Annotated in this window: 14 protein-coding genes, 1 tRNA gene and 1 other RNA gene; 7 read left to right on the top strand and 9 right to left on the bottom strand. The window is 70.5% G+C overall.

What is annotated here, in order from left to right; all coding sequences use genetic code 11:
* Window positions 1–9 precede the first annotated feature (9 nt).
* The 5 genes from AMK16_RS17570 to ffs form a co-directional block, all read right to left on the bottom strand.
* Window positions 10–1,497, bottom strand: a complete 1,488-nt coding sequence (locus AMK16_RS17570; protein ID WP_073916418.1) for a N,N-dimethylformamidase beta subunit family domain-containing protein — start codon at window positions 1,495–1,497, stop codon at window positions 10–12.
* A 219-nt stretch (window positions 1,498–1,716) separates the two neighbouring features.
* On the bottom strand, window positions 1,717–3,369 hold the full coding sequence (locus tag AMK16_RS17575; RefSeq protein ID WP_073916422.1) for a hypothetical protein: 1,653 nt from the start codon (window positions 3,367–3,369) through the stop codon (window positions 1,717–1,719).
* A 289-nt stretch (window positions 3,370–3,658) separates the two neighbouring features.
* The gene (gene purD, locus AMK16_RS17580; protein ID WP_073916426.1) at window positions 3,659–4,912 is read right to left on the bottom strand and encodes a phosphoribosylamine--glycine ligase; all 1,254 of its coding nucleotides are present in this window, start codon (window positions 4,910–4,912) and stop codon (window positions 3,659–3,661) included.
* A gap of 60 nt (window positions 4,913–4,972) precedes the next feature.
* Complete coding sequence (locus AMK16_RS17585) at window positions 4,973–7,258, bottom strand: DNA polymerase III subunit gamma and tau (RefSeq protein WP_073916431.1); 2,286 nt, start codon at window positions 7,256–7,258, stop codon at window positions 4,973–4,975.
* Between the two features lie 64 nt (window positions 7,259–7,322).
* Window positions 7,323–7,421, bottom strand: an RNA gene (gene ffs, locus AMK16_RS17590) — signal recognition particle sRNA small type.
* A gap of 129 nt (window positions 7,422–7,550) precedes the next feature.
* On the opposite strand from ffs, the gene AMK16_RS17595 reads away from it, so the two are divergent.
* The 3 genes from AMK16_RS17595 (at window position 7,551) to AMK16_RS17605 (ending at window position 12,563) form a co-directional block, all read left to right on the top strand.
* A tRNA-Ser gene (locus tag AMK16_RS17595) sits at window positions 7,551–7,638 on the top strand.
* Between the two features lie 246 nt (window positions 7,639–7,884).
* On the top strand, window positions 7,885–9,981 hold the full coding sequence (locus AMK16_RS17600; RefSeq protein WP_073916434.1) for a site-specific DNA-methyltransferase: 2,097 nt from the start codon (window positions 7,885–7,887) through the stop codon (window positions 9,979–9,981).
* A complete protein-coding gene (locus tag AMK16_RS17605) occupies window positions 9,981–12,563 on the top strand; it encodes a DEAD/DEAH box helicase family protein (RefSeq protein ID WP_073916438.1) in 2,583 nt (860 codons plus the stop codon). The genes AMK16_RS17600 and AMK16_RS17605 overlap by 1 nt, the downstream gene beginning before the upstream one ends.
* Window positions 12,564–12,730: 167 nt before the next feature.
* Here the strand turns inward: AMK16_RS17605 and AMK16_RS17610 are convergent, their stop codons facing one another.
* The 3 genes from AMK16_RS17610 to AMK16_RS17620 all read right to left on the bottom strand — a co-directional run bounded on the left by AMK16_RS17610 (window position 12,731) and on the right by AMK16_RS17620 (window position 15,493).
* Entirely contained in the window at window positions 12,731–14,497 is a 1,767-nt protein-coding gene (locus AMK16_RS17610; protein WP_073916441.1) for a tyrosine-type recombinase/integrase, read from the bottom strand.
* Window positions 14,494–14,793 carry a helix-turn-helix domain-containing protein gene (locus AMK16_RS17615; protein ID WP_073916445.1) on the bottom strand — a complete coding sequence of 100 codons (300 nt, stop codon included), beginning with the start codon at window positions 14,791–14,793 and terminating at the stop codon, window positions 14,494–14,496. Before AMK16_RS17615 ends, AMK16_RS17610 begins: the two co-directional genes overlap by 4 nt.
* 205 nt (window positions 14,794–14,998) lie before the next feature.
* A complete protein-coding gene (locus tag AMK16_RS17620; RefSeq protein ID WP_073916448.1) occupies window positions 14,999–15,493 on the bottom strand; it encodes a helix-turn-helix transcriptional regulator in 495 nt (164 codons plus the stop codon).
* 283 nt (window positions 15,494–15,776) lie between these two features.
* Here AMK16_RS17620 and AMK16_RS17625 point away from each other — a divergent pair, with 283 nt between their 5' ends.
* The 4 genes from AMK16_RS17625 (at window position 15,777) to AMK16_RS17645 (ending at window position 21,196) form a co-directional block, all read left to right on the top strand.
* A complete protein-coding gene (locus tag AMK16_RS17625; protein WP_073916452.1) occupies window positions 15,777–17,297 on the top strand; it encodes a DnaB-like helicase N-terminal domain-containing protein in 1,521 nt (506 codons plus the stop codon).
* 430 nt (window positions 17,298–17,727) lie between these two features.
* Entirely contained in the window at window positions 17,728–18,693 is a 966-nt protein-coding gene (locus AMK16_RS17635; RefSeq protein ID WP_079191563.1) for a DUF2637 domain-containing protein, read from the top strand.
* Window positions 18,694–19,112: 419 nt separating this feature from the next.
* Window positions 19,113–19,469: a plasmid mobilization protein gene (locus tag AMK16_RS17640; RefSeq protein ID WP_079191564.1), complete on the top strand. Its 357-nt coding sequence runs from the start codon at window positions 19,113–19,115 to the stop codon at window positions 19,467–19,469.
* On the top strand, window positions 19,466–21,196 hold the full coding sequence (locus AMK16_RS17645; RefSeq protein ID WP_073916462.1) for a relaxase/mobilization nuclease domain-containing protein: 1,731 nt from the start codon (window positions 19,466–19,468) through the stop codon (window positions 21,194–21,196). Before AMK16_RS17640 ends, AMK16_RS17645 begins: the two co-directional genes overlap by 4 nt.
* Before the next feature lie 76 nt (window positions 21,197–21,272).
* Here the strand turns inward: AMK16_RS17645 and AMK16_RS17650 are convergent, their stop codons facing one another.
* Window positions 21,273–22,613, bottom strand: coding sequence for a transcriptional regulator (locus tag AMK16_RS17650; RefSeq protein ID WP_073916465.1), 1,341 nt, complete (start codon window positions 22,611–22,613; stop codon window positions 21,273–21,275).
* Window positions 22,614–22,776: the final 163 nt, after the last annotated feature.

Consider the following 22,776-nt stretch of genomic DNA (forward strand, 5'->3'; position numbering starts at 1 on the left):
CGGCGCCGGTCAGTCCCTCTTGCAGATCCGGTCCAGGAGGTTGGCGGTGGCCCGCTGCACGCGCTCGTCGACGTGCCCCGGGCGGTCGAGCGCCGGGGACCAGGCGAAGGTGCCGGACGCGAAGACCAGGGCGCCGCTGGGTGCCCGGTACAGGGAGGTCTCCTGGTGGCGGCGGTGGTTCTCGCTGTCGAGGTACGGCGAGTGTGCCAACAGGATCCGGTCCCGGTGCTCGGGCAGCTGGGTCCGCGGGAAGTACCGGTCGGCCTCGCCGGCGACCAGGCCGGGCAGTTCGTCGTTCTCCCCGGCCCCGGTGGAGTCCCAGAGCCAGTGCGTGGCGTTGCGCACGATCAGCGGGGCGGGCTCGGGGACCCGGCCCGCGTACTGGATGCCGAGCAGCTGCTGCTCGGGGCGGTCGACCTCGCGCCAGAGGCTGGGGCGGCCGGGACCGCGGCGTTTTCGGCAGGTGAGGAGGCGGTCCGCGACGCCCGAGGGGGAGGGGCCGAGCTCGACCTGCCAGTACATGGTGTTGGCGGAGAGGAAGACGAGCGAGGTGCCGTGGTCGCGGGCGCGCTCGACGGTGCGGCGCATGGGGACGGACCAGTACTCGTCGTGCCCGGGGAAGACCAGGCCGCGGTAGCGGGTCGGGTCGATGCGGCCGGCGTGCAGGTCGCGGGTGTCGGCGTAGGCGAGGTCGTAGCCGTAGCGCTCGGCCCAGCGGATGAAGTCGTAGGCGTGGCCGACGTGCAGGGGCAGGCCCGCGCCCGCGTAGGGGCGGTCGAAGGAGACCGTGACGGCCGCGTCCCGCTCGCCGAGCAGCCGGCCGTCCTCGTCCCAGGCGTGGTAGAGGCTGGCGCCGGTGCGGCCGTCCTCGGGGTAGAGGTTGTAGGCCTGCCAGGTGATGTCGGGGAGCAGCAGCAGGAGGTCGGCGGGATGGTCGTCGCGGACCGTGAAGGGGACGTGGGAGCGGTAGCCGTCGACGGTGGTGAGGACGGCGACGTAGGCACCGACGCTCCAGTAGGAGGGGACCTGGAGGCGCCAGGACAGCCACCAGTGGTGGCAGGAGACGGTGCGGTCGGCGGCCAGCGGGGCCGGCTGGACGATCCCGGAGAGGCGGGGACTGGTGGTGATCTTGGACGCGCCGTCGCCGGCGTAGTGGCCGATGCGGTAGACGTCGACGGAGAACTGCTGGGGCGGGTCGACGGTGATGTGGAAGTCGATGGCCTCGCCGGGGGCCACGGCGCCGGTGGAGGCGAAACCCTTGATCTGGCGGTGCACGTCATCGGCGGTGCGCGGGCCGCCGTTGGTGCGGGCGCGGGGGACCTGGCCGGTGCCGGCCGCCGCCGCGGCCGGGTCCACGTACCAGGGCACGACCTGGCCGGTGTCGTCGAAGTAGAGCTCGCTGCCCCGGAACCAGGGCAGGGGGCCCTGGCCGAAGGGGTCGTTCACCGCGTGCGCGAGCGCACCTGATTCCCACCGCCGGATCTGGTCCGCACCCATAACCGCTTCCCCTCCCTCGCTCCCCCGAACGGGCATGCATCGCTCCGGTGCACGGTTCCCGCACAGGGGACCGGACCGCCATCGGTCCCAGCACATCACATAACGCACGCACTCCGTCACCGTTCGTCGCGAATTGACGGGACCGGAACATCCGCCTCCCCTAGGGCGTGCCGGTCGCCGCCCCGCCGGGGCGCCCGCCGCGGCCGCGGCGGGGTGTCCTCAGACCAGCCGGACCGGCTTCTCCGGGCGCACGCCCAGATCCGCCAGCCAGTCGCGCAGGGGCTCCGGATCGCCGTCCTCGACCAGGCACAGCACGCGCGGCGCCAGATCGGAGCGGCGGTCGCCGCCGACCAGCAGGACGGGGCCGTCGAGCCAGTCCAGTCCGGGCGCCGCCCCGGCCGAATCCACGGCCGCACAGCACACCATCGCCGTCACGTGGTCCGCCAGCAGGTCCCTGCCGCTGCGCGGCGGCTGGAGCGGGAACAGCGGCAGGGTGTCCGCGCCGCGTGCCTTCCCGGCCCCGGCGGCGGGAGCGGCGGCCCCTTCCTCGCGGGCCAGGTCACCGCTGAGGCGGCCGGCCAGGGCCTCCCCGGCAGCGCCCGCGCCGGCCGGGTCGCCGAGGTAGGTCAGGACCCGCTCCAGGGTGGGCCCGGCGAAACCGCCCACGGCCACCCCGCGGGGGACCGCGGCGGGCGTCGGGGGCGCCGTCGGAACGGCCAGCGCGTCGAGCGCCGCGTGCAGGCGGGCCGCCTCCGCCCGCCACGTGCGGTCCACGACCTCCTCCGGATAGGCCGTCCAGTCCACCGGTGACCACTGGGGTCCGGCCTCGGCCGGGCCTCCGTGGAAGAGCCGGGCGGCCAGCAGCGACGTCGCCTCGTCCACCGCGCCGGGCTGCTCCAGCAGGTCGCATGCGGGGCGCTCGCCGAGCCGCGAGGTGTATCCCTCGGCCAGCCGGTCGCGCCGGGACAGCTCGGACAGCGCGGAGACCACACCCGCGTCGAGGTGCGCCGGCCAGCGGCCCATCCGCCAGGCGGGCAGCGCGACCCTGGTCAGCAGCCGGTCCCAGCCCGCGTAGGCCAGGCCGACCTGTTCCTGGGCGGCGATGCGCAGTCCGTAGTCCACACCCTGTGCACGCTCCGAGGCGGCCGCGGCCACCCCGCGCTCCATCTCGGCGGCGTCCACCCGGCACAGCCGCAGCAGCAGCCGGGCCGGTGCGGCGATCCAGCCGAGTCCGGTCCGCCCGCCCACGTCCACGGCGGCGTCCAGGCCGCGTACGAAGCCGCGTGCGTCGGCTATGTCCGGGTGCGCGGAAGGCCCCGTACCGGCGACGACCGGCGCGAGGACCGCCCGCAGCTCGGCGACCCGCATCCACCACAGGAAGGGCGAGCCGATGACCAGCACGGGGGCAGCGCCGGGCGCGGACTCCGGACCGGCGGATATGCCGCCGCGCCGGTGGGCCGCGTGCGTGCGGTCCTCCAGCCAGCTGTCGCAGTCGGGCGTCAGGGCTATCGCGGAGGGCGCGGGCACGTCCATCCGGTCGGCCAGGTCCCGCACCAGCCGGTAGAGATCGGGCGCGGCGGCCTCCGACAGCGGCACCGTGGGGGTCACGGCGGGGCTCGCCCGCAGCACCACGGCGGCGAAGACCCCGCCGACGAGCAGCACCAGCGCGGCGACCGCGCACACGGCGAGGGTCACCGCGGGCCAGGGGTCACCGGCCAGCCGGCCCGTCATCCGGGCGGTCACCAGCACCACCGCGAGGGCGGCGGGCAGCAGCCCCACGGCCAGGGCCCTGCTGCGTACCCGCAGCACGGCCAGGGCGCGGGAACGCGCGGACGGCACGCCCACTTCCGAGATCGAACCGGTTCCGGACACAGCCGGACCTCACCCCCTCTGCCCTGCGGCGGCTTTGCTCATTCCCCCACTGTGACACCCGCCACCGACATCGCAATGCCGGTGGGCCAAGTGCCGGAATGCTTGCGCCGCACCCTAGTTGGGGGTTCGCCCGGCAGTCAGGCGGACCGGAGGACCATCACCCGATGGAATGGCTTTGGGTAAAGCTGGGTGCGTTCGAACGAGGCCGGATGCAGTCGCACGCGAACACGCCCGCGGGCCGGGTGCGCACCTCGTGCACATCCGGCCCGCGGGTCGCTCCAGCCGCAGCTCAGGGGCGTTCGGCCGCCTTGGCCGCGATGTCCGTACGGTGCTGGGAGCCGTCCAGCCGGATGCGCCCGACGGCCTTATACGCCTTCTCGCGGGCCTGCGCCAGATCGGAACCGGTCGCCGTCACCGACAGCACGCGGCCTCCCGCGCTGACGACCGCGTCGCCCTCGGCGCGGGTCCCGGCGTGCAGCACGTACGCGTCGGGTGCGTCCTCGGCGGCCACCTCGGCCAGGCCCTCGATGGCGTCCCCGGTACGCGGGGTCCCGGGGTAGTTGTGCGAGGCGATGACCACCGTGACGGCCGCCTCGTCGCGCCAGCTGAGCGGGGGCTCGGTGTCCAGCGTGCCGTTGGCGGCGTTCAGCAGCACGCTCGCGAGCGGGGTGCGCAGCCGGGCCAGGACCACCTGGGTCTCCGGGTCGCCGAAGCGGGCGTTGAACTCGATGACCCGCACGCCGCGCCCGGTGATCGCGAGGCCGGCGTAGAGCAGTCCGGAGAAGAGGGTGCCGCGGCGGCGCATCTCGTCGACGGTGGGCTGGAGCACGCTCCCCATGACCTCGTCGACCAGCTTCGGGTCGGCCCAGGGCAGCGGGGAGTAGGCGCCCATGCCGCCGGTGTTGGGGCCCTCGTCGCCGTCCAGGGCGCGCTTGAAGTCCTGGGCGGGCTGGAGCGGGAGGACGGTGACGCCGTCGGTGATGGCGAAGAGGGAGACCTCGGGGCCGTCGAGGTACTCCTCGATGACGACGCGGTCGCAGCTCAGCGCGTGGGCGCGGGCGGCGGCCCGGTCCTCGGTGACCACGACGCCCTTGCCTGCGGCGAGGCCGTCGTCCTTGACCACGTACGGGGCGCCGAAGGCGTCGAGTGCCTCGTCCACCTCTTCCGGGGTGGTGCACAGGTAGCTGCGGGCCGTGGGGACGCCGGCCGCCGCCATCACGTCCTTGGCGAAGGCCTTGGAGCCCTCCAGCTGGGCCGCCGCGCCGGACGGGCCGAAGCAGGGGATGCCGGCGGCGCGGACGCTGTCGGCGACACCGGCGACGAGCGGGGCCTCCGGGCCGACGACGACCAGGTCGACGCCGAGTTCGGCGGCGAGCCGGGCCACGGCCGTGCCGTTGAGGGCATCGACCGGGCGCAGTTCGGCCACCTCGGCGATGCCGGCGTTGCCGGGAGCGCAGTAGAGCGCGTTGACGTCGGGGTCGAGGGACAGAGAGCGGCACAGGGCGTGTTCGCGGGCGCCGCCGCCGATGACGAGGACCTTCACGCTGCTCAGCCTAGCCGGGACGGCGCGGCCGGCTTCGTGCGGCCACCCAATCGGGATCCGCTACTCGTTCGTGTATTCCTCCACAACGGTGGCCCCGAGCTCGCGCACGATCAGGTCGTGTCCGGTCAGGGCACTGTCGACGAGGTCGGGATCGTCCTCCCCGGGGACGTCGTCCTCCGGAGCGACCGGCGGGGGCGCCTGCTGCACGGGGGGATGCTGTGCGGAAGCCGACTGCTGGGACTGCTGGGACTGCTGCGGCGGCTGGTACTGCGGGGAGGGGGCGGACGGCGCCGGGGGCGGCGAGCCGTGGGCGGGGGCGGGCGCGGAGGGGGCTCCGTACGGGGAGGGGGCCGCGCCGTACGGGGAGGGGGCCGGGGCGGGGCCGCCGCCACCGCCCACCACGGCCTCGATCTTCCAGTTGACCTGGAACTGCTCGGCCAGGACTGCCTTGAGCACGTCCTCGCTGCCGCTGCTGGCGAAGTTGTCGCGGGCGCCGGCGTTGGGGAAGCCGAGCTGGAGGGTCGTTCCGTCGAAACCGGTGACCTGGGCGTTCTGGCTCAGCAGGATCCAGGTGAAGCGACGGCGGTTCTTGACGGCCTCCAGGACCCCGGGCCACATCGCCTGGACCTGCCCGGCGCCGGCGGCCATGCCGGGCGAGGGGGCGGCGGCGGGCGCGGAGGAGGCAGGAGCGGGGGCGGCCGGGCCGGGGGCGGGCGCCGCGGCCGGGGCTCCCCGGCCGGGGGAGGCCGCGCTGGGCCAGGCGCCGGCGGCGGGTGCGTGGGCGGGGGCAGGGGCAGGGGCGGGTGCGGGCGCGGGTGCCGCGGAGGAGGCAGCGGCAGCGGCTCCCGGCCAGGCCCCCGGGGCCCCGCCGCCGGGCTGCGCGGCTCCGGGCCACGCACCGGGCGCGGGCCCTGCGGGAGCCGGAGCCGCGGGCGCGGGGGCGGACGCGGGGGCAGGGGAGGACGCGGACGCGGCGGGCGCGGGTGCGACGGCCGGGGGCGCCGCGGCGGCGGGTGCCTCCTGGGACGCGGGAGCCCGTACCGGATCGGGAGCGGCCGCCGCCGGGGCCGCGGCCTGCGCGGCGGCACGGGCTGCGGCGACGCCTCCGGCGGGACCGGCGGGCGCCATGGCGTGCGCCTCGGGCCCGGGCACGTATCCCATGGCGGGCGCGGCGGCGAAGGCGGCGGCCCCGTTGCGCTCCAACCGGTCGAGGCGGGCCTGGAAGGACCGCTCGTCGTCGAACGCGGAGGGCAGCAGCACGCGGGCGCAGATCAGCTCCAGCTGGAGCCGCGGCGAGGTCGCGCCGCGCATCTCGGTGAGGCCGGTGTTGACGAGATCGGCGGCCCTGGACAGCTCGGCGGCGCCGAAGACGGACGCCTGGGCCTGCATCCGCTCCACCACATCGGCGGGGGCGTCGATCAGCCCCTTCTCCCCGGCATCGGGCACGGCCGCCAGGATGACCAGGTCCCGGAGGCGCTCCAGCAGGTCGGCGACGAACCGGCGAGGGTCGTTCCCGCCCTCCACGACCCGGTCGACGACCTCGAAGGCGGCGGCCCCGTCCCCGGAGGCGAAGGCGTCCACGACGGCGTCGAGCAGCGACCCCTCCGTGTAACCGAGCAGCGAGGTGGCCATGGCGTACGTCACACCGTCGTCGGCGGCGCCGGCGAGCAGCTGGTCCATGACGGACATGGAGTCACGCACGGACCCGGCGCCGGCCCGCACGACGAGGGGCAGCACGCCGTCCTCGACGCGGGCGCCCTCCCGCCCGCAGACCTCGCCCAGGTAGTCCCGGAGGGTGCCGGGGGGCACGAGGCGGAAGGGGTAGTGGTGGGTCCGGGACCGGATGGTTCCGATCACCTTCTCCGGCTCGGTGGTGGCGAAGATGAACTTGAGGTGCTCCGGCGGCTCCTCGACTACCTTCAGCAGGGCGTTGAAGCCCGCCGAGGTGACCATGTGGGCCTCGTCGATGATGTAGATCTTGTAGCGACTGGAGGCGGGCCCGAAGAAGGCCTTCTCCCGCAGGTCACGGGCGTCGTCCACGCCGCCGTGCGATGCGGCGTCGATCTCGATGACGTCGATGGACCCCGGGCCGTTGCGCGCCAGGTCGAGGCAGGACTGGCACGTGCCGCAGGGGGTCGGAGTGGGACCCTGCTCACAGTTCAGGCAGCGGGCCAGGATGCGCGCGCTGGTCGTCTTGCCGCATCCGCGCGGCCCGCTGAACAGGTACGCGTGATTGACCCGGTTGTTCCGCAGGGCCTGCATCAGCGGTGCAGTGACATGCTCCTGACCGATGACCTCGGCGAACGACTCGGGGCGATAGCGGCGGTACAGCGCAAGGGACGACACGTATACGAGGTTATCCGGGCCCACCGACAACAGCGGCCCGCCGGGACCCCCGGTCTCCCCCGGAACGCAAAGCGCCCCCCACGCACCCGCCAGAGCCCACTTACCCTTGCTGCCTTCCGGCCCTGGGGGAGTTGGGTGAGATAGCGCCACGTGAGGGGCTGGCCCCACCCTAGCGGATGAAAGCCCCCGGAATCGAGCCCGACCCCGGCGCTACCTCCGGCCGGCCCCGAGCCGGCCCTCCCGGAACGATCACGTTCGCGAGCACCCCTCAACGTCTTGTATTGTTTGCCGCGGAGGATTCGCCTAGTGGCCTAGGGCGCACGCTTGGAAAGCGTGTTGGGGGCAACCCCTCACGAGTTCGAATCTCGTATCCTCCGCCAGTGCCTCACCGGGCACGATGTCGAAGGGCCCCACCGCTTGCGGTGGGGCCCTTCGACGTGTGTGGTCTCAGTTCTGGTCTCAGTTGCCTCGCCTTCACAGTGGGCAGCAGGCCCGGAGGTCGCGCGATCATCCGGAAGGAACGGCTAGAGCAGGCAGCACCTGGTCAGTGTCGTCGTTCGCCGTCGTCTCCGTCGGGACTCCGACAAGATGGACACCGTCATCTCCACACCGCAAGGGATCGCCGCATGGCCTCGAACTCGACACCCCGACACCAGGGCCGTCTCGAACTGACCTGGACCGACAAGGACAAGACGCTCTTGTCGACCGGGGACGGCAGGTACGACTACACATTCGTCGACCCGACGGACTACCGGGTCTCGGAGGTACGTCTCCTCCACGAGCGTGAGCGAGTCGAGGCACCGACGCCTGCCAGCCGGCCGGAGGAACTCCCTCAGCCGACCACCGACAACCTTCTGATCACTGGCGACGCGATGCATGCGCTGGACGCGCTCGCCAAGATCCCGGCGTACTCCGAGAAGTACGCCGGGAAGGTCAAGCTGGTCTACATCGACCCACCCTTCAACACCGGCCAGGCGTTCGCTCACTACGAAGACAACATCACGCACTCGATCTGGCTCACCCTCCTACGGGACCGGATCCGCCAGATCAGGCCGCTGCTCGCGGATGACGCATCCGTGTGGGTGCACCTCGACCACATGGAGTCGCACCGGTGCCGCGTCGTCCTCGACGAGGAGCTTGGGGAGAACAACTTCGTCGCCGAGGTCGCCTGGCAGAAGGCGGACTCGCCCCGGAACGACTCCAAACTGCTTTCGACCTCGCAGGACACAATCCTGGTCTACCGCAAGAGCGATGCCTGGGTTCCGAACAGAATGCCCAGGCTCGCGGCCTCGAATACGAGCCGCTACCAGCAGCGTGACGGGGACTCCGTGCCGTGGCGTGACGGGGATGCGACTGCGAGCGGGGCGGCTACGCACCAGCCGATGGTGTACGCGATCCAGCACCCCGTCACCGGCGGCCTGATGTACCCAGGCGCGGGCCGCTGCTGGGGTAAGGCACAGTCGTGGATGCTGGAGCAGATGTCGGAATACGCGCCCTACGAGTTGCGTGACATCAGCGACGAAGCGGAGCGCGCACGTATCTGCGGGACGACACCGGCGAAGGTCAAGGCCGGTGTACCGGCGATCATGCTGTCCGTTTCCGTCGAAGAGGCTGCCAAGCACGCTCGCGCCCGCTACGACGCCGGCCACTGGCCCGACATCGTCATGCTCGGACTCCGGGAACGCATCCAGCGCAAGAAGCACCTGGAGGACAACGGCCGAGTGCCCGAGACGCTCTGGCTGGGAAGCGAGGTCGGAGGGAGCCTTCGCGGGAAGATCGAGATCAAGGCTCTCTTCCCCGACGAACATCCTTTTGCGACGCCGAAGCCGGAGCGCTTGCTGGCCCGCATCATCCACATCGCATCGAAACCCGGCGATATCGTCCTGGACTGCTTCGCCGGATCGGGCACCACCGCGGCCGTCGCCCACAAGATGGGGCGTCGATGGGTTACCAGCGAGCTTCTGCCCGACACCGTAGCGCGGTTCACGGCGCCTCGACTCGCCAAGGTAGTCAATGGACAGGACCCCGGGGGTATCACCACCATCACCGAGCGAGTCTCAGCGGTGGACGACGGCGAGGACGAGGAGACCGGACTGCCCAGCGGGATGACCCCTGAAGAGGCTCAGGAGTTCAACCGGCTCCTCAACAAGGTGACCAAGGCCGTCGACACGGATCTAGATGCCGCCACGGTCAAGGCTCTCAAGGCAGCCACCAAGACCAAGGACGTCACGACGCATAACTGGCACGGGGGCGGAGGCTTCACCCACCTCCAGGTCGGCGAGTCCATGTTCGTCGAGATGTCCGGGATGGTCCTTCTGGCCGACTGGGCCACCCAGAGCGCCCTGGCTGAAGTCATGTGCGCCCAGCTATCCGTCCCCTACAAGCCGGACGGAATCTTCGCCGGCAAGCAGGGGCGCGCCAGGTACGTCGTCATCGACGGCATGGTCGGCCCGGGCACGGTGGCCTCGATCGTCGACAGGCTCGCTGAAGGGGAGATGGTCGAGGTATGGGCGACCCAGATCCAGGACGGCGCAGTCGAAGCCCTGAAGGAGGCCCGCAGCGGCTCTCGGCTCGAACTGATCCCCGATAAGGTCCTGGACAACTACCGTCGCAAGTCGGCCCGCAAGTCGCCGTTCGGTGTGGGGCGTTCGATGCCATCGCCCCGAGACGCAGACGATTCGGCTGAACCCGCTGCCGCCGCAACCGAGAGGGAGAACGCCTGATGGGCGTGTTGCAGTTCCAGCCTGAGCTCCTGGACCAGGTGGCCCACCGACTCACCTTGCGTGAGCCGAACCGCAAGGCGATCGAGTCGGTGTTGCTCCGCACCTCGGACCACTACGACGTACAGGAAAAGACCGAACCATACGAGTGCATCGTGGATTCGGCTACCGGCGTCGGCAAGACCTATGTCATGGCCGGTCTGATGGAGTATCTGGCGGGGGCCGAGACTCCAGCTCGGAACTTCCTGCTGTTGGCACCCGGCAGGACGATCCGGGACAAGTCGGTCCTCAACTTCTCCGCCGGCAACCCGAAATCGCTGCGACGCATGCTTAGGTCCGCTCCCTACGTCATCACGGCGGACAACTTCAACACACCGGCCACCAGGACCGCGATCGACGACCCGACGGTCACCAAGCTCTACATCTTCACCGTCCAGGCGCTCACCTCTGCCACGGGCGAGGGCCGGGCCACGCACGTCCCCCTGGAGAACCTCGGTTCCTCCTTCTACGACTATCTCGCACAGCTCGACGACCTCGTGATCATGGCGGACGAACACCACTGCTATCGCGGGCCGGCGTTCTCTCGGACCATTCGGGACCTGAACCCGCAGCTCGTGGTCGGCATGACGGCCACACCGGTGAGAGCGGACGAGTCCCTCGTCGCGTTCCGCTACCCATTGGCTGCAGCGATCGCCGACCGGCTCGTGAAGACCCCCGTGATGGTGGCTCGCCGCGACGACCGCTCCGACATCGAGACGAAGCTCCTCGACGGCGTCAACCTGCTCCGCTACAAGGGTCAGGCCGCTGACGCCCATTGCGACGAGAACGACCTGCCCCGGGTCAACCCGGTCATGTTGGTCATCGCCCAGAGCATCGACGAGGCCGAAGAGTTCCAGAACGTCCTCGATACGGCCTCCTTCGATGGTGGTTCGTGGATCGGGAAGACGCTACTGATCCACTCGAAGTTGGCTGGTGACGCCAAGGAGAAGGCGCTGGCTGACCTCCAAGCCGTTGAGGACCCCGACTCGCCGATCCGCATCATCATCAGTGTCGGCATGTTGAAGGAAGGCTGGGACGTCAAGAACGTCTACGTGATCGCCTCTATGAGGGCGTCGGTCTCGGAGGTCATGACCGAGCAGACCCTCGGCCGCGGCATGCGTCTTCCGTTCGGCGAGTACACGAACATCGAGATCCTCGACACGCTCGAAATCCTGGCCCACGAGAAGTACGGCGAGTTGCTCGCGAAGCGGAAGGTCCTCAACGAGGCGTTCATCGACTACGGCACCTACGCCGAAGTTCGACGACTTGCCGACGGCAGCTCTGTGGTCCGCCAGAAGACGGTCGAGAGCGATGCGGATGTCATCGGCCTGCCTGGTGCTGGCGCCCCCGCAGGAACTGGGGGCGCCAATGTGTCCCACGGGAGCAACCCGGCAGGAGCTGGAAGCGGCGATAGCCAGGGTATCGAGGAGGCTTCGCCCTCGGGGGCCATCGCAGTGAATTCTTCGCCGACCGCTTTCAGTCCGCCCGGTGTTGTGGACGTGGAGACCCGTACACGTCAGGCAGCAGAGGCCGCGAGCAGCACTTCCGAGGCCATCCAGTACGACCCTCTGCCTGACCGGGATCCCATCTTGATCCCCCGGCTGATCTCAGTGGCGCAGTTCGTCGCGGTCAGCCTGAACGACATCACCGACTACGGGCCGTTCGAGCGACTCGGCCGCGCACTCACCGCGGACTACTCTGATGAGCTGAAGCGAACCAAGATCGTTGCCAGTCATGACGGCCGCACGGTCATAGTGGGCACCGAAACGGCGGCTGACACGGTGGTCTCCGCACTGCCGCTCAACATCCCTCTCTCGGTCACACAGAACTCGCTGGTACAGCGAGTCATGTCCGTCAAGGGTGTTCCGAACCGGCAACTGGAGGTCGGCGCTGCGGAGCGCATCGTCGATCGCCTCATCAAGGCCATGGGCGAAAAGGCAACCGAGCACCTTTCCGCCTTCGTCGACCGCTGCGGCCAGCGTCTCGCTACCGAGGTTTCCAGAACCCTCCGAGCGACGACCCAGGCCCAGGTCTCCTACGCCGATGACGTAGAGATCCTCGCGCTGAGCAAGACCCGCGTTGCGCGCAAGCGCCAGGTGGCCGGCCATGCTGATGGTGCGTTCAGCAAGACGATTGCGTTCAACGGCTGGACCAAGAACCTCTACAGCCACGCCTGGTTCGACACCGAGCCGGAGTTCAAAGCAGCCAACGCCATCGACAGCGGGAAGAACGTAACCGTGTGGGCACGGCTGCATATCAACGACGTGCCCATCACCTGGACGTCTGAGGGAAGGAATTACAATCCCGACTTCGTCGTGATCGAAGAAGTGGATGGCCAGCGCATCGGCTGGCTGGTGGAGACGAAGGCCGACAAGGACATGACCTCCGAGGAGGTAGTCGGCAAACGTCGGGCAGCACGTAGGTGGGCCAACACCGCAAACTCCTCACCCGATGTCGACATCACCTGGCAGTACCTCCTCGTAGGAGAGCGGGACGTCGAGGATGCCCAGAGTTCCTGGGAGCTTCTGAAGGGCTTCGGACAGTAGGCGCCCCTCCCAGGCGAACTTCGCTCAGGCCCGGACTGTGGAGAGCGGGGTTACCCTCCAGAGTTTCGGCGGTGAGGCCCCGCTAGTAGTGCCATCTGACCAGGCCAGGGAGCCTGGGACCGAACGTGGAGTGTGGCCGAACCTTTGACGGTTCGGCCACGCCAAGGTCACCACTCGTCGGTGTCACCGTACTTCCCCGGGTTCTGGGCTCGGTCCACAGCCTGTGCACACGCTTCGGCGAAGGCTTCTTCCACAGCAGCCTTCTCCGTCCCCCGCACCTGGGCCTCGACTTCCTGGCCCGTGCCGGGGCGCCGGGCCGTGCGCCAGGCCGAGGCCTGGTCGGTGTAGCGCTCGGTCTCGAAGTCCCAGGCTGGCACTGACCACTGTTCCGGGAGTCCGGTCGCCGCGCGTTCCCCACCTGGGAGGAACAAGGCTCGGGCGTGGAAGACAACGGTCCGCTCAGGCACGCAGTCGCGGATGGCTCTCGCCACGCCGGGGCTCTGGTGTTCCCAGCGCCAGCGGTCCCATTCCTCGACCTCGGCGGTGTGGTCGGGCCAGTCTTTGCTCCAGCGTGCGACGACCTCGTCGGCGTGCTCGCGGTGGAGGAAGGGCACGCGCCGCTCGCCGAGACGGGCGACGTGGACCACCAACTCTGCGGGAACGGGGCTCTGGCCTGCCTCCGGCGCGGCACTTCCCTCCGCCTGGTCCGTGCCCCACAGGAGGCCGCCGATCTTGTCCGCGGTGTCCTTCAGGACGCGGCTGGTGAGGTGCTGGTAGCGACGCCGCATCCGCGCGGACTTGCCTGGCTCCCAGCCCATGATGGCATCGACGACCGCGTCGGGGACGCTGAGGATCAGCAGGACGGTGGCCGCGGTGTGGCGGGCGTCGTGGAGGCGGCCGTCTCGGACCTCGGCAGCCTTCAGTAGCTCCTTCCACTTGTGGTAGTCGGTGTTGGGGTTCAAGGGCTCGCCGACCGGCGAGGTGAAGACGTAGCCCTTCTCGGTCCACAGGTCGCGGGCGAGGGCTCGCTCACGGGCCTGCGCCTCCTTGTGGCGGCGGAGGAGTTCCATCAGCTCGTCCGGAGCGCCGATGGGCCTCTGACCGGCGCGGGACTTCGCGCTCTTGGTCTCTCGCCTGGTGTTGATCTTCTGGGGGCAAAAGCCGGGCTTGTGACCGCAGCGATCACCGCAGCCGTGCTTGTAGCGGGGCCGTAGCCGGCCACGCCGTACGCGGATCACGCCGAGCTCGAAGTCCACGTCGTCCCACTGCATGCCCAGGACCTCGCCCTGGCGAAGGCCGAGCGCCAGGGCGATGACCCAGCGGGCAGTGTTGCGGTGCTTGGCGGCCTCGGCGAGTAGGCGCTGGACCTCCTCGACCGTGTACGGCTCGACCTCTTCCTCTTCCAGGCGCGGGGCCTTGGCGATCGTTGCCGGATTGACGGTGAGGTGGGCGCGGCGGACCGCCTCGTTGAGGGCCGTGCGGACGGTGCGGTGGACTTGGTGGGCGGTGCCGGCGGCGCTGCCCGAGTCCTGCATCTTCTTGTAGAAGCGCTCCAGGTGCTCGGGTTGGAGCTTCTCCAGGCGGTGGGCGCCGAGGCCGGGGATGAGGTGGTGGTTCACCGCGACGCGGTAGCCGTCGATGGTGTTCTCGGAGGCATGGGCTGCGGCGATGTTCTCGACCCAGTGGGTGAGCCAGGTCTCCAGCGTCCAGCTCTGGCCCGCCTTGCGGACCGTGCCCTTGTCGCGTTGGCGCTCCAGCTCGCGGACGACCTTGGTGACCTCGGCACGGGTCTTACGGCCGACGTGGCGCCGGTCGGGCGTGCCGTCGTCCTTGACGCCGACGGTGACGCGGCCGTGCCATCTGCCGTCCTTGCCGAGGTAGATCGTGGAGGCGCCGTTGGGCTGGCGGGGCTTCGGTACGGAGGCTCGCGTCACGCGGCGGCCCCGAAGTCGCTCGCCGACAGGCGGCGGGCCAGGAAGTCGTTCACCGCATCTGCTGGGATGCGGCGCAAGCTGCCGATCTTGACGGAGACGATCTCTCCTGAGGCGACGTACTCGTACAGCTTGGTGCGGCCGATGCCGAGGCGACGTGCGGCTTCGGCGACGGTGAGGCCGACGAGGGTGGTGTCGCCCTGGTCGCTGCCGCGTTCGGCTATTAGCGCGCGGAGCGAGTCCTCTGGGACGTCGAGGAGCTGGGCGATCTGGGCAAGGGGCAGGGCGTGCTGGGGCAAGGGTGTGCTCCTCCTCCGGCGCACGCGGTCACAGGGGCGGCAACCCTCGCGGACCAGGCCGGTGGTGATGTTCAGGGATGGGCAGTGCTGATGCAGCAAGGCGTGGGTGCACGTTTCTCGGCGCTAGCGGCACCGAGGCGTGTCCTGCCGATAGCCGGAACGTCGCGGGCCTACCCGCGTGCTCGGCCTCGTGGCCCGCGCTCATTCAGGGGTGTTGGCGCTTCCACGCGTCTTCTTCGCGGCGCATCAGCTGTTCGAGTTCGGCCTTCTGCTCGTCGCCGTAGCTGGCGAAATGCTTCAGCTCGAACTCAATGTGGTCGAGCTCGCGTTCCAGGATCTGCGCGTCACGCTGCACACGCGCGAGCGCGGCCCTCTTGGCGATGCGTTCGCGGACAAGACCGCGGACCGCCGCGTCGGCATGTTTCATGGGCGGCGCGGTCAGCTCGTCCATGGTGAGGTCGAATACCTGGCAGAAGCCGAGCGCCTCGTCGAGATTGACCCGGCGTCGCGGCTTGCCGCTCTCGATGCGCCAGATCGCGGCCTGGTTGACCGGGTGGCCGGCCTCGGCCATTTTCTCGGCCAGGGCGACCGTACTCCAGCCGCGCGCCTCACGTTCCTGCTTGATGCGATCGGCTACGTAGTCCTCGGGCACAGGCCGGTCCGGGCCCGCTGCGCGTGCCGTGCCCTCTTTGCTGCTCATACCCACCTCCTCCCTTCAGGGTGACCCCAGGGGGTCCACTGCGGCCAGGGTCAGAAGTGAACACCGTTGCGGAGCCGAATGCAAGTCATTGCATTATCGAAACTCCTGGGTATGCTGTCTGTCCACCCCCGAACGCCGGGGAACGCAGACGGACATGGAAAAGCCCCCGATGCTGCGAAGCACCGGGGGCAAAGCATGAACCCTCGAAACCGCCCATCCCTGAACGATCGAACCGGCCCGGCCGGGGTTGCCGCCCCATATGGCCAGCCGGGTGAGGAGCTCAATGCCCCAGGGTACGACCCTGCCTCCCCAGACGCCATCCCACTTCAGCGAGGGCGCCTCGCCACTGGATCTGCCCTTCAACGTCGACGCCGAGCGCGCGGTCCTCGGCGCCTGCATGCACAAAGCCGACGTCATCGACGCGGTCCGGCCCATCCTCGGCGACGACGCCTTCTACCGGCCCGCCCACGAGACGATCTGGCGCGCGCTCCTCGCCCAGCGCCGCGAGGACAATCCCACCGACCCGATCGTCCTTACCGAGCTGCTCCAGCAGCAAGGCGACCTGCAGCGGGTCGGCGGTCCCGCCTACGTGTTCCAGCTCGCCGACGCGCCCTACGGCACAGGCAGCGCGGAGCACCACGCGGAGATCGTCCGCGAGAAGGCCGAGCTGCGCCGCCTGGTGACCTCCGCCGTGCGCACTCTCCAGCGGGCCCAGGAGCCCGGGGCGGATCCCGAGGCGATACGCAGCGAGGTCGAGGCGGAAGTACGCGCCGAACGCGAGCGCGCACTGGCCTCGGGGCAGGGGCGGCTGTCCCGCTTCGCCAAAGACGGATGGTCGTTCGTCAAGGAGACCGGCGCCGACACGGAGCCCTTGTGGGGCACGCGCGAGAAGACCGTCTGGGCCTCCGGCGAGAGCCTGATGATCGTCGGCGCTCCGGGTGTCGGCAAGACCACGCTGGCCCATCAGGTGGTCTTCGCCCGCCTCGGGTTGCAGGAGACCGTCCTGGAGATGCCCGTCGCGCCCAGCCGACGGGTGCTGTACCTGGCGATGGACCGTCCCAAGCAGATCGCCAAGGCCATGGCCCGCCGCGTCTTCCAGACCGACGAGAAGATCCTTCGGGAGCGGCTCGTGGTCTGGGAGGGCCCACTGCCCGCCACCCTCGACAAGGAGCCCGACCTCCTCGCCGACCTCGCCGCCGCCCACCAGGCCGACACCATCGTGATCGACAGCCTCAAGGACGCGGTCAGCACGATGGTCGACGACAGCCTCGCGGTCGCCTTCCACAACGCCCGAAACCGGGCCCTGCGCGGCGGCGTGGAAATCATGGAGCTGCACCACCAGCGCAAGGCCAGCGCCGACGCGCCGCGCGGCCAGCGCCCCAGCCTGGACCAGGTCTACGGCTCCACCTGGTACGTCTCCGGCGCGGGCAGTGTCCTGTTCGTCACCGGAAAGGCCGGCGACCCCGCCGTCACCCTGCACCACCTCAAGACCCCCACCGGCGAGATCGGCCCCTTGGACGTCACCCACGACCACGTGCGCGGCACCACCATCGTCGACCCCAACAAGGACCCCGCCGTCCTGCTGCGCAACGCCCCGGGCGGACTGTCCGCACGCGACCTGGCAACCATCCTCATCGGCGGCGGCGACCCCGACCGCGCCGACATCGAAAAGGCACGACGCCACCTCAGTCGGCTCGTCGACAGTGGCCTGGCAACGAAGGCCGACGGCATCGCCGGAGGGACCGGAGGCGGCCAGCAGGCCCGCTACTACCCCTCTGCCCGCCACCTCACCGCCGTCGGCTAACCCCCGCGCTGGCCCCTGCGGAGCGTTCACGCAGTCGTACACGCGCCACTCCCGCACGCACAGGCCCACAACCCGCCCCAGGCGTGCACGCTCACCACAAAACCGCAGGTCACACGTTCACGGAGGCGTACACGCCGTACACGCACCCAGGCGTACACGCGTGAGCCCCCCTTTAGAAGGGGGCTCGCGTGAACGCCCCCCGCGTGAACGCCGTGAACGACCCCAACACAAGACCCGCTTCCCCACCCTGGAGCCCCCCACCTTGCACTCCCCTGCCCCGAGCACCCCGGCAGCCACACACGGCAACCGCCGCATCCGCGCCGGCATCGCCCCGCTCCCCGCCCACCCCGGCGGCCAAGGACGAGACCCTCACCAAAGCGACGGTGCTGCCGGCGCCCGCCGAGCAGCCGCACCCGCCGGGGGCCGTCACGTGAACCGCAGCGGACGCATCGCCCTCGTCCTCGGCTTGGTGGCCGTCGTCCTCATGGCCTTCCGGGTCTCGTGGAACGCGCTGTCCGACGTGGCCCGCGCCATTGGCGCAGACTCCACCGCCGCCCTGCTCTACCCGATCGTGGTCGACGGGCTGATGGCCCTCGCGCTGGTCTCCGCGCTCGTCCTGACCGGCACCGACCGCATGTTCGCGCTGCGGGTCTTGGCCGCCTACACCATCGCCAGCCTCCTGCTGAACTACGTGCACGGCCTCGTTCCCGCCCTGCACACCACGTCGGTCCAGTGGGGCCGACTGACCGATTGGGACCCCGCGAACTGGGCCCTCGTACTGCTGGCGACCTCGCTCCCGGTCGGGTCGATCTACTTCGGATCGGACCTCGTGGCCAAGGTGCTGCACCACAACCTCGAGTCGGCCGACCCCGTAGAAATGGCCGCCAACCAGTCGGGCGACCCGCAAGCCGACAAGTCGGCCAGCGAGGAGGCCCCACAGTCGAGGTCTGACCAGGCCGAACCAGACCCTAGGCAGCCGACCGAGTCGACCGCCATGAAGGTCACCGAGCCACTCGCGACGAGGCCGACCGAGCCCGACACAGCGGCCCCCGCTTCTGCTGCTCGAACACCCCGGTCGGCCGCCGTGGCGGAGTCGACGGGATCGGCCCCGCGTCGGGCGACCGGTCGGGTCCCCGCCGCCGCCAAGCCGACCGCCCACCGCAACCGCACCGATGCCGAAGTCCTCCACGAAGCCCGGCTCCTGACCGCCGACTGGAGCGACGACCAGCTGACCGCCGAGCGTCTGCGCACCACGCTACGGATCGGCCAGAAACCCGCCCGCCTCCTGCGCAACCAACTGCAGGCCGAGCGCACCGGCCAGACCCAGCCAGTCGTGGACGGCGGCATCAAGGCCGGGCCACTCGACGAAGCCGCCGCCCCCGCCGACACCGTCTGACCCCCGCAAATACACCGGCCCCGTCCTCCCGGCGCACCCCGTGCAGCCGAGCACGGGGCCACGGGGGCCGCACACAGCCAAGCACCCGGCACCAGCACCCCACGGAGAACCGATCCATGCACGACCCGATCCACAAACTCCCCACCCCCCAGCAGCACATGACCACCGGCCTCGACAGCCCAGCAAGTTGTACCCAGAGCATTGCTCCCGTCGGGAGCAATGCTCTGGGCTCCCCCGCCCCAGGGGTGGCGGGGGAAGACCGGCACCAGGGGGCGCCGGTCCTTCGGGGTGCGGCCGAGGGCGGACCACATCCGGGCAGGGAGGAGCAGCACTCCTGCCATACCGCCCGCTGCACGCATGCCGCGCCGACGAAGCCGCACGTACGCCAGCGTGAGCGCCTGCGCGCCGAGAGCAAGCGCATGCACCAGCCCAGCTGCCGCATGAACGACGACGAGTACCAGCTCCTCGTCCGCGCGGCTTCCGCCTGCCGCATGAGCGTCGCCAGCTTCCTCGCCAAGGCCGCCCTGAAGGCCGCACGCGACCTCGACCGCACCGAAGCCGAGATCGCCACCCGCCGGGAGATCGTCAGCGAGCTGTTCGCCCTGCGCCGGGCCCTCGGCCCGATCGGCAACAACCTCAACCAGGTCGCCACCGTCCTGAACTCCGGCTCCGACGCCCCGCACGCCAAGGCGGTCCTCGACGCCGTCCAGCGGACCGCCGAACGCGTGGACGCCTTCACCCGGCGCTACCTGGAAAGCGAGACCCCCACCGGATGATCCCCTCCATTCACAAGATGGGCACCCGCACCATCGGGCTGATCCGCTACCTCTACGGCCCGGGCACCCACGAGGAACACACCAACCCCCACCTCGTCGCCGCCTGGGACGCCCTGGCCCCCGACCCCGGCCGCGACCCGGCCGCCACCTACGAAGACCTGCAACAGCTCCTCGACCAGCCCGTCGAAGCCCTGCCCAAGTCGAGGCGCCCCACCGAGCACGTGTGGCACCTGTCCGTATGCGCCGCACCCGAGGATCCGACCCTGTCGGATGAGCAGTGGGGCGACATCGCCCGCCGCATGGTCGCCGCCACCGGCATCGACCCCGGCGACGGCGCGGGCTGCCGCTGGGCAGCCGTCCGCCACGCCGACGACCACATCCACATCATCGCCACCACCGTCCGCGAAGACGGCCGCCGCCCCCGCCGCCACAACGAAGCCAAACGCGCCCAAGCCGAATCCCGCCACATCGAAGCCGACTACGGCCTGCGCCGCCTCAACACCGGCGACGGCACCGCCGCCCAACGCCCCACCAGCGCCGAACGCCACAAAGCCAACCGCCACAACAGGCAACGCACCCCGAGGGAAGAACTGCGCGAAACCGTCCGCCACGCGGTTGCCGGCGCCCAGAGCGAGGAGGAGTTCTTCGGCCGACTCGCCACCGCCGGCCTCCTCGTAGGGCAGCGGAAGGCGCCGTCCGGGGACCTCCTCGGCTACACCGTCGCCCTCCCCGACGACCGCAACAGGCACGGCGAACCCGTCTTCTACTCCGGATCGAAGCTCGCCCCAGACCTCTCCCTGCCCCGCATCCGCGAACGCTTCACCACGCTCGCAGAAGCCTCGGAAGGTGACAGCGGGCCCGGGCAGCCCGTCCTGCCGCCGGTGACCGGCCCCGCGTTCGCGCGGCGGAGGGCCGCCGCCGCCACCTGGCAGGCACTGCTGATCATCGACCAAGGCGACGACGGCACGGCAGCAGCCCAGATCGCTGCCGCCGCAGAAGTCCTCGACGCGCTGGCCAAGACCTCCGCCGCCCACACCCGCAAGGAACTCCGCGACGCGGCCTTCTCGTTCGAACGCGCCAGCCGCTCCCATGTGAAGGCAGTCCGAGGACACGATCATGCTCTTCGGCAGGCCGCCCGCGACCTCGTCCACAGCGGACCCGCCCTCGGCCGAGGCGAGGACGGCGCCACCACTGCCATGCTCATCGACATGGCGTTCTTCCTCGCCATCACCGCGGCGAACTGGCACGCAAAGAAGCACCACGCCCAACAAGCAGCAGCCGCACGGCAAGCCGCCGAACACCTACGCGCCGCCTACGAGGCAGCCGCCACCCAGCCCATGGGCGCCCTCCGGCAGCGAGGCCAGCGCATGGCCCTGCATGTTCAGCAACGACAGGCTGCATTCGTCCGCCAGGCGCTGCCAGAGCTGGCCGAACGGATCCTGACCGAGCCCAGCTGGCCCGCCCTGGCCGCCACCCTCACCGACGCACAGAAGGCCGGACGCGACCCGGCCGCCCTGCTCGCCGAAGCCACCCAACGGCGCGAGCTCGACACCGCCACCTCGATCAGCGATGTCCTCGTCTGGCGCCTACGCCGCAGCGCCCACCTGCCCGCCGCACCCGAGGCTCGGCACAAGCCACCTGCCCGCGGCGACAGGCGCACACCGCCTGCGGCACCCGCCGCACCGGCGGCAGTTAAGGCAGCAAGCGACTCAACCCGATGGCGCTGACCTCGGTTGGGCGGGCTTGCGGGCTCGTCGTGACGCTGGAGGGTTGCGCCGACGCCGGGGGCGCCACCGAGCGCTGTCAGGCGACAGCAGGAAGAGCCCGCAGCCTGTCCCGGAACTCACGGACGGACGGCACCGCGCCGTGCGGCTCCAGGTAGTCGCTGAACTTCGTCAGCCGGACGTACGCCCGGTCGGAGCGGACGCGGTTCTCCAGCAGCTCCAGGCCGAGATTGGCGGCGTCCAAGGCCCCGTCCAGGTCCCGGGCAGCCAGGCGGGCCGTCGCGAGGCGGCCGGAGCGTACGGCACGGTCGCGAGGGACCGCTTGGTCCACCGCGATCGCGAGGGCGCTGGTGGCGCGCTCGGGGAAGCCGGAGCGGAGCATGATCTTGCCCTCGGTGGACTTGAGCTGAGCTTCCCCGTACCAGCCCAGCCAGTCGGGGCGGTCGCCTTCGTGGTGGGCGCCCCACAGGTCGTAGGCCCGGTTGAGCGACTTGCCGGCCGCCTCGTGCTGGGTGTCTCGTGACAGGGCTTCGGCTTGATGGAGGTAGAGGTAGGAGGCCGCCGCCGACGGGAGGGCCGTCGGGGCGTTGCCGATGGCGGTGTCGATGAGCTTCACACGCGCGGCCGTGTCGCCTGAGTCGGAGATGTGGATGCCCATCTCGGCCAGGATGAAGGCGCCGAAGCCGTCGTCCTTCGCGCTGTGTGCGCTGCGGAGGGCGCCGACGTAGTAGCGCTGGCCGAGGGAGCGAAGACCCTTGTCGTAGGCCATCCATCCGGCGAGGTACGACACCCGGGCCGCCGTGGCGTAGAGGCGGTGTTCGACGGCGTCGGTGTAGCGCCCGTGGTCGAGGAGGCCGGTGATCAGGGCGAGGTCGCTGGTGGCCTGGTCCAGGAGGCGGGCGCCACCCATCTGGTCGTCGAGCGTGCGGAGGGTATCTACCCGCGCTTCGATGGTGGTCACCATCGCGTCGGTGACGCGGTCGCCGTCGAATGCCGAGGCGAACGCCTCCGGTGCGGCTGCCCAGTTGGCCGCGACACCCGTCAGCGCGGCACCGGTAATGGAGAGGAACCCCCGGCGATCCATGTGGCCGCTCCTGACCAGATCGGCAAACACCTTCACGGTACCGGCCGGAGTCCATGGGGCCACCAAGGCCGTTGACTCCCACGCCGGTAGCCATCGGGGCCAGGCCGCCGAGCGTACGTGGTCCTCGGGAACGCCCAGCAGGTGGGCGAGCACCAACTGCGCGTCCGCGTCGGGTTCCTGCCCTTGCTCCCACTTCCAGACCGTCGTCCGGTTGGTGGCCAGCGGTACGCCCAGCTCACCCCCGCGTTCGCACATGAGCCGGGCTAACTCGGCCTTGCCCCAGCCCTTGCCTTCTCGCACGTAGGTCAGCGGGTGCAGAGCCATCGGGTCAGACATCCCACCTCTCCCCTCAGGTCGGTAGTCAGGAGGTTACTCCCCGTGTGAGAAACGGGGGTTTCTCTCGCTGGAGAAACCCCCGGGAAACGTTCCGGGCCCGTGGTCCACGGCCGTTCACTGGGCCCACGCCGTTCGGAGCTCAGTACCCGGGCAACCGGCTCCC

This window comes from Streptomyces sp. CB00455 (genome assembly GCF_001905445.1).
Lineage (GTDB): Bacteria > Actinomycetota > Actinomycetes > Streptomycetales > Streptomycetaceae > Streptomyces.

Coding starts and splice junctions, on each gene's coding strand:
- AMK16_RS17570 (WP_073916418.1), bottom strand. CDS start 1,497: ATGGGTGCGGACCAGATCCGGCGGTGGGAATCAGGTGCGCTCGCGCAC.
- AMK16_RS17600 (WP_073916434.1), top strand. CDS start 7,885: ATGGCCTCGAACTCGACACCCCGACACCAGGGCCGTCTCGAACTGACC.
- AMK16_RS17605 (WP_073916438.1), top strand. CDS start 9,981: ATGGGCGTGTTGCAGTTCCAGCCTGAGCTCCTGGACCAGGTGGCCCAC.
- AMK16_RS17620 (WP_073916448.1), bottom strand. CDS start 15,493: ATGAGCAGCAAAGAGGGCACGGCACGCGCAGCGGGCCCGGACCGGCCT.
- AMK16_RS17625 (WP_073916452.1), top strand. CDS start 15,777: ATGCCCCAGGGTACGACCCTGCCTCCCCAGACGCCATCCCACTTCAGC.
- AMK16_RS17640 (WP_079191564.1), top strand. CDS start 19,113: ATGCACCAGCCCAGCTGCCGCATGAACGACGACGAGTACCAGCTCCTC.
- AMK16_RS17645 (WP_073916462.1), top strand. CDS start 19,466: ATGATCCCCTCCATTCACAAGATGGGCACCCGCACCATCGGGCTGATC.
- AMK16_RS17650 (WP_073916465.1), bottom strand. CDS start 22,613: ATGTCTGACCCGATGGCTCTGCACCCGCTGACCTACGTGCGAGAAGGC.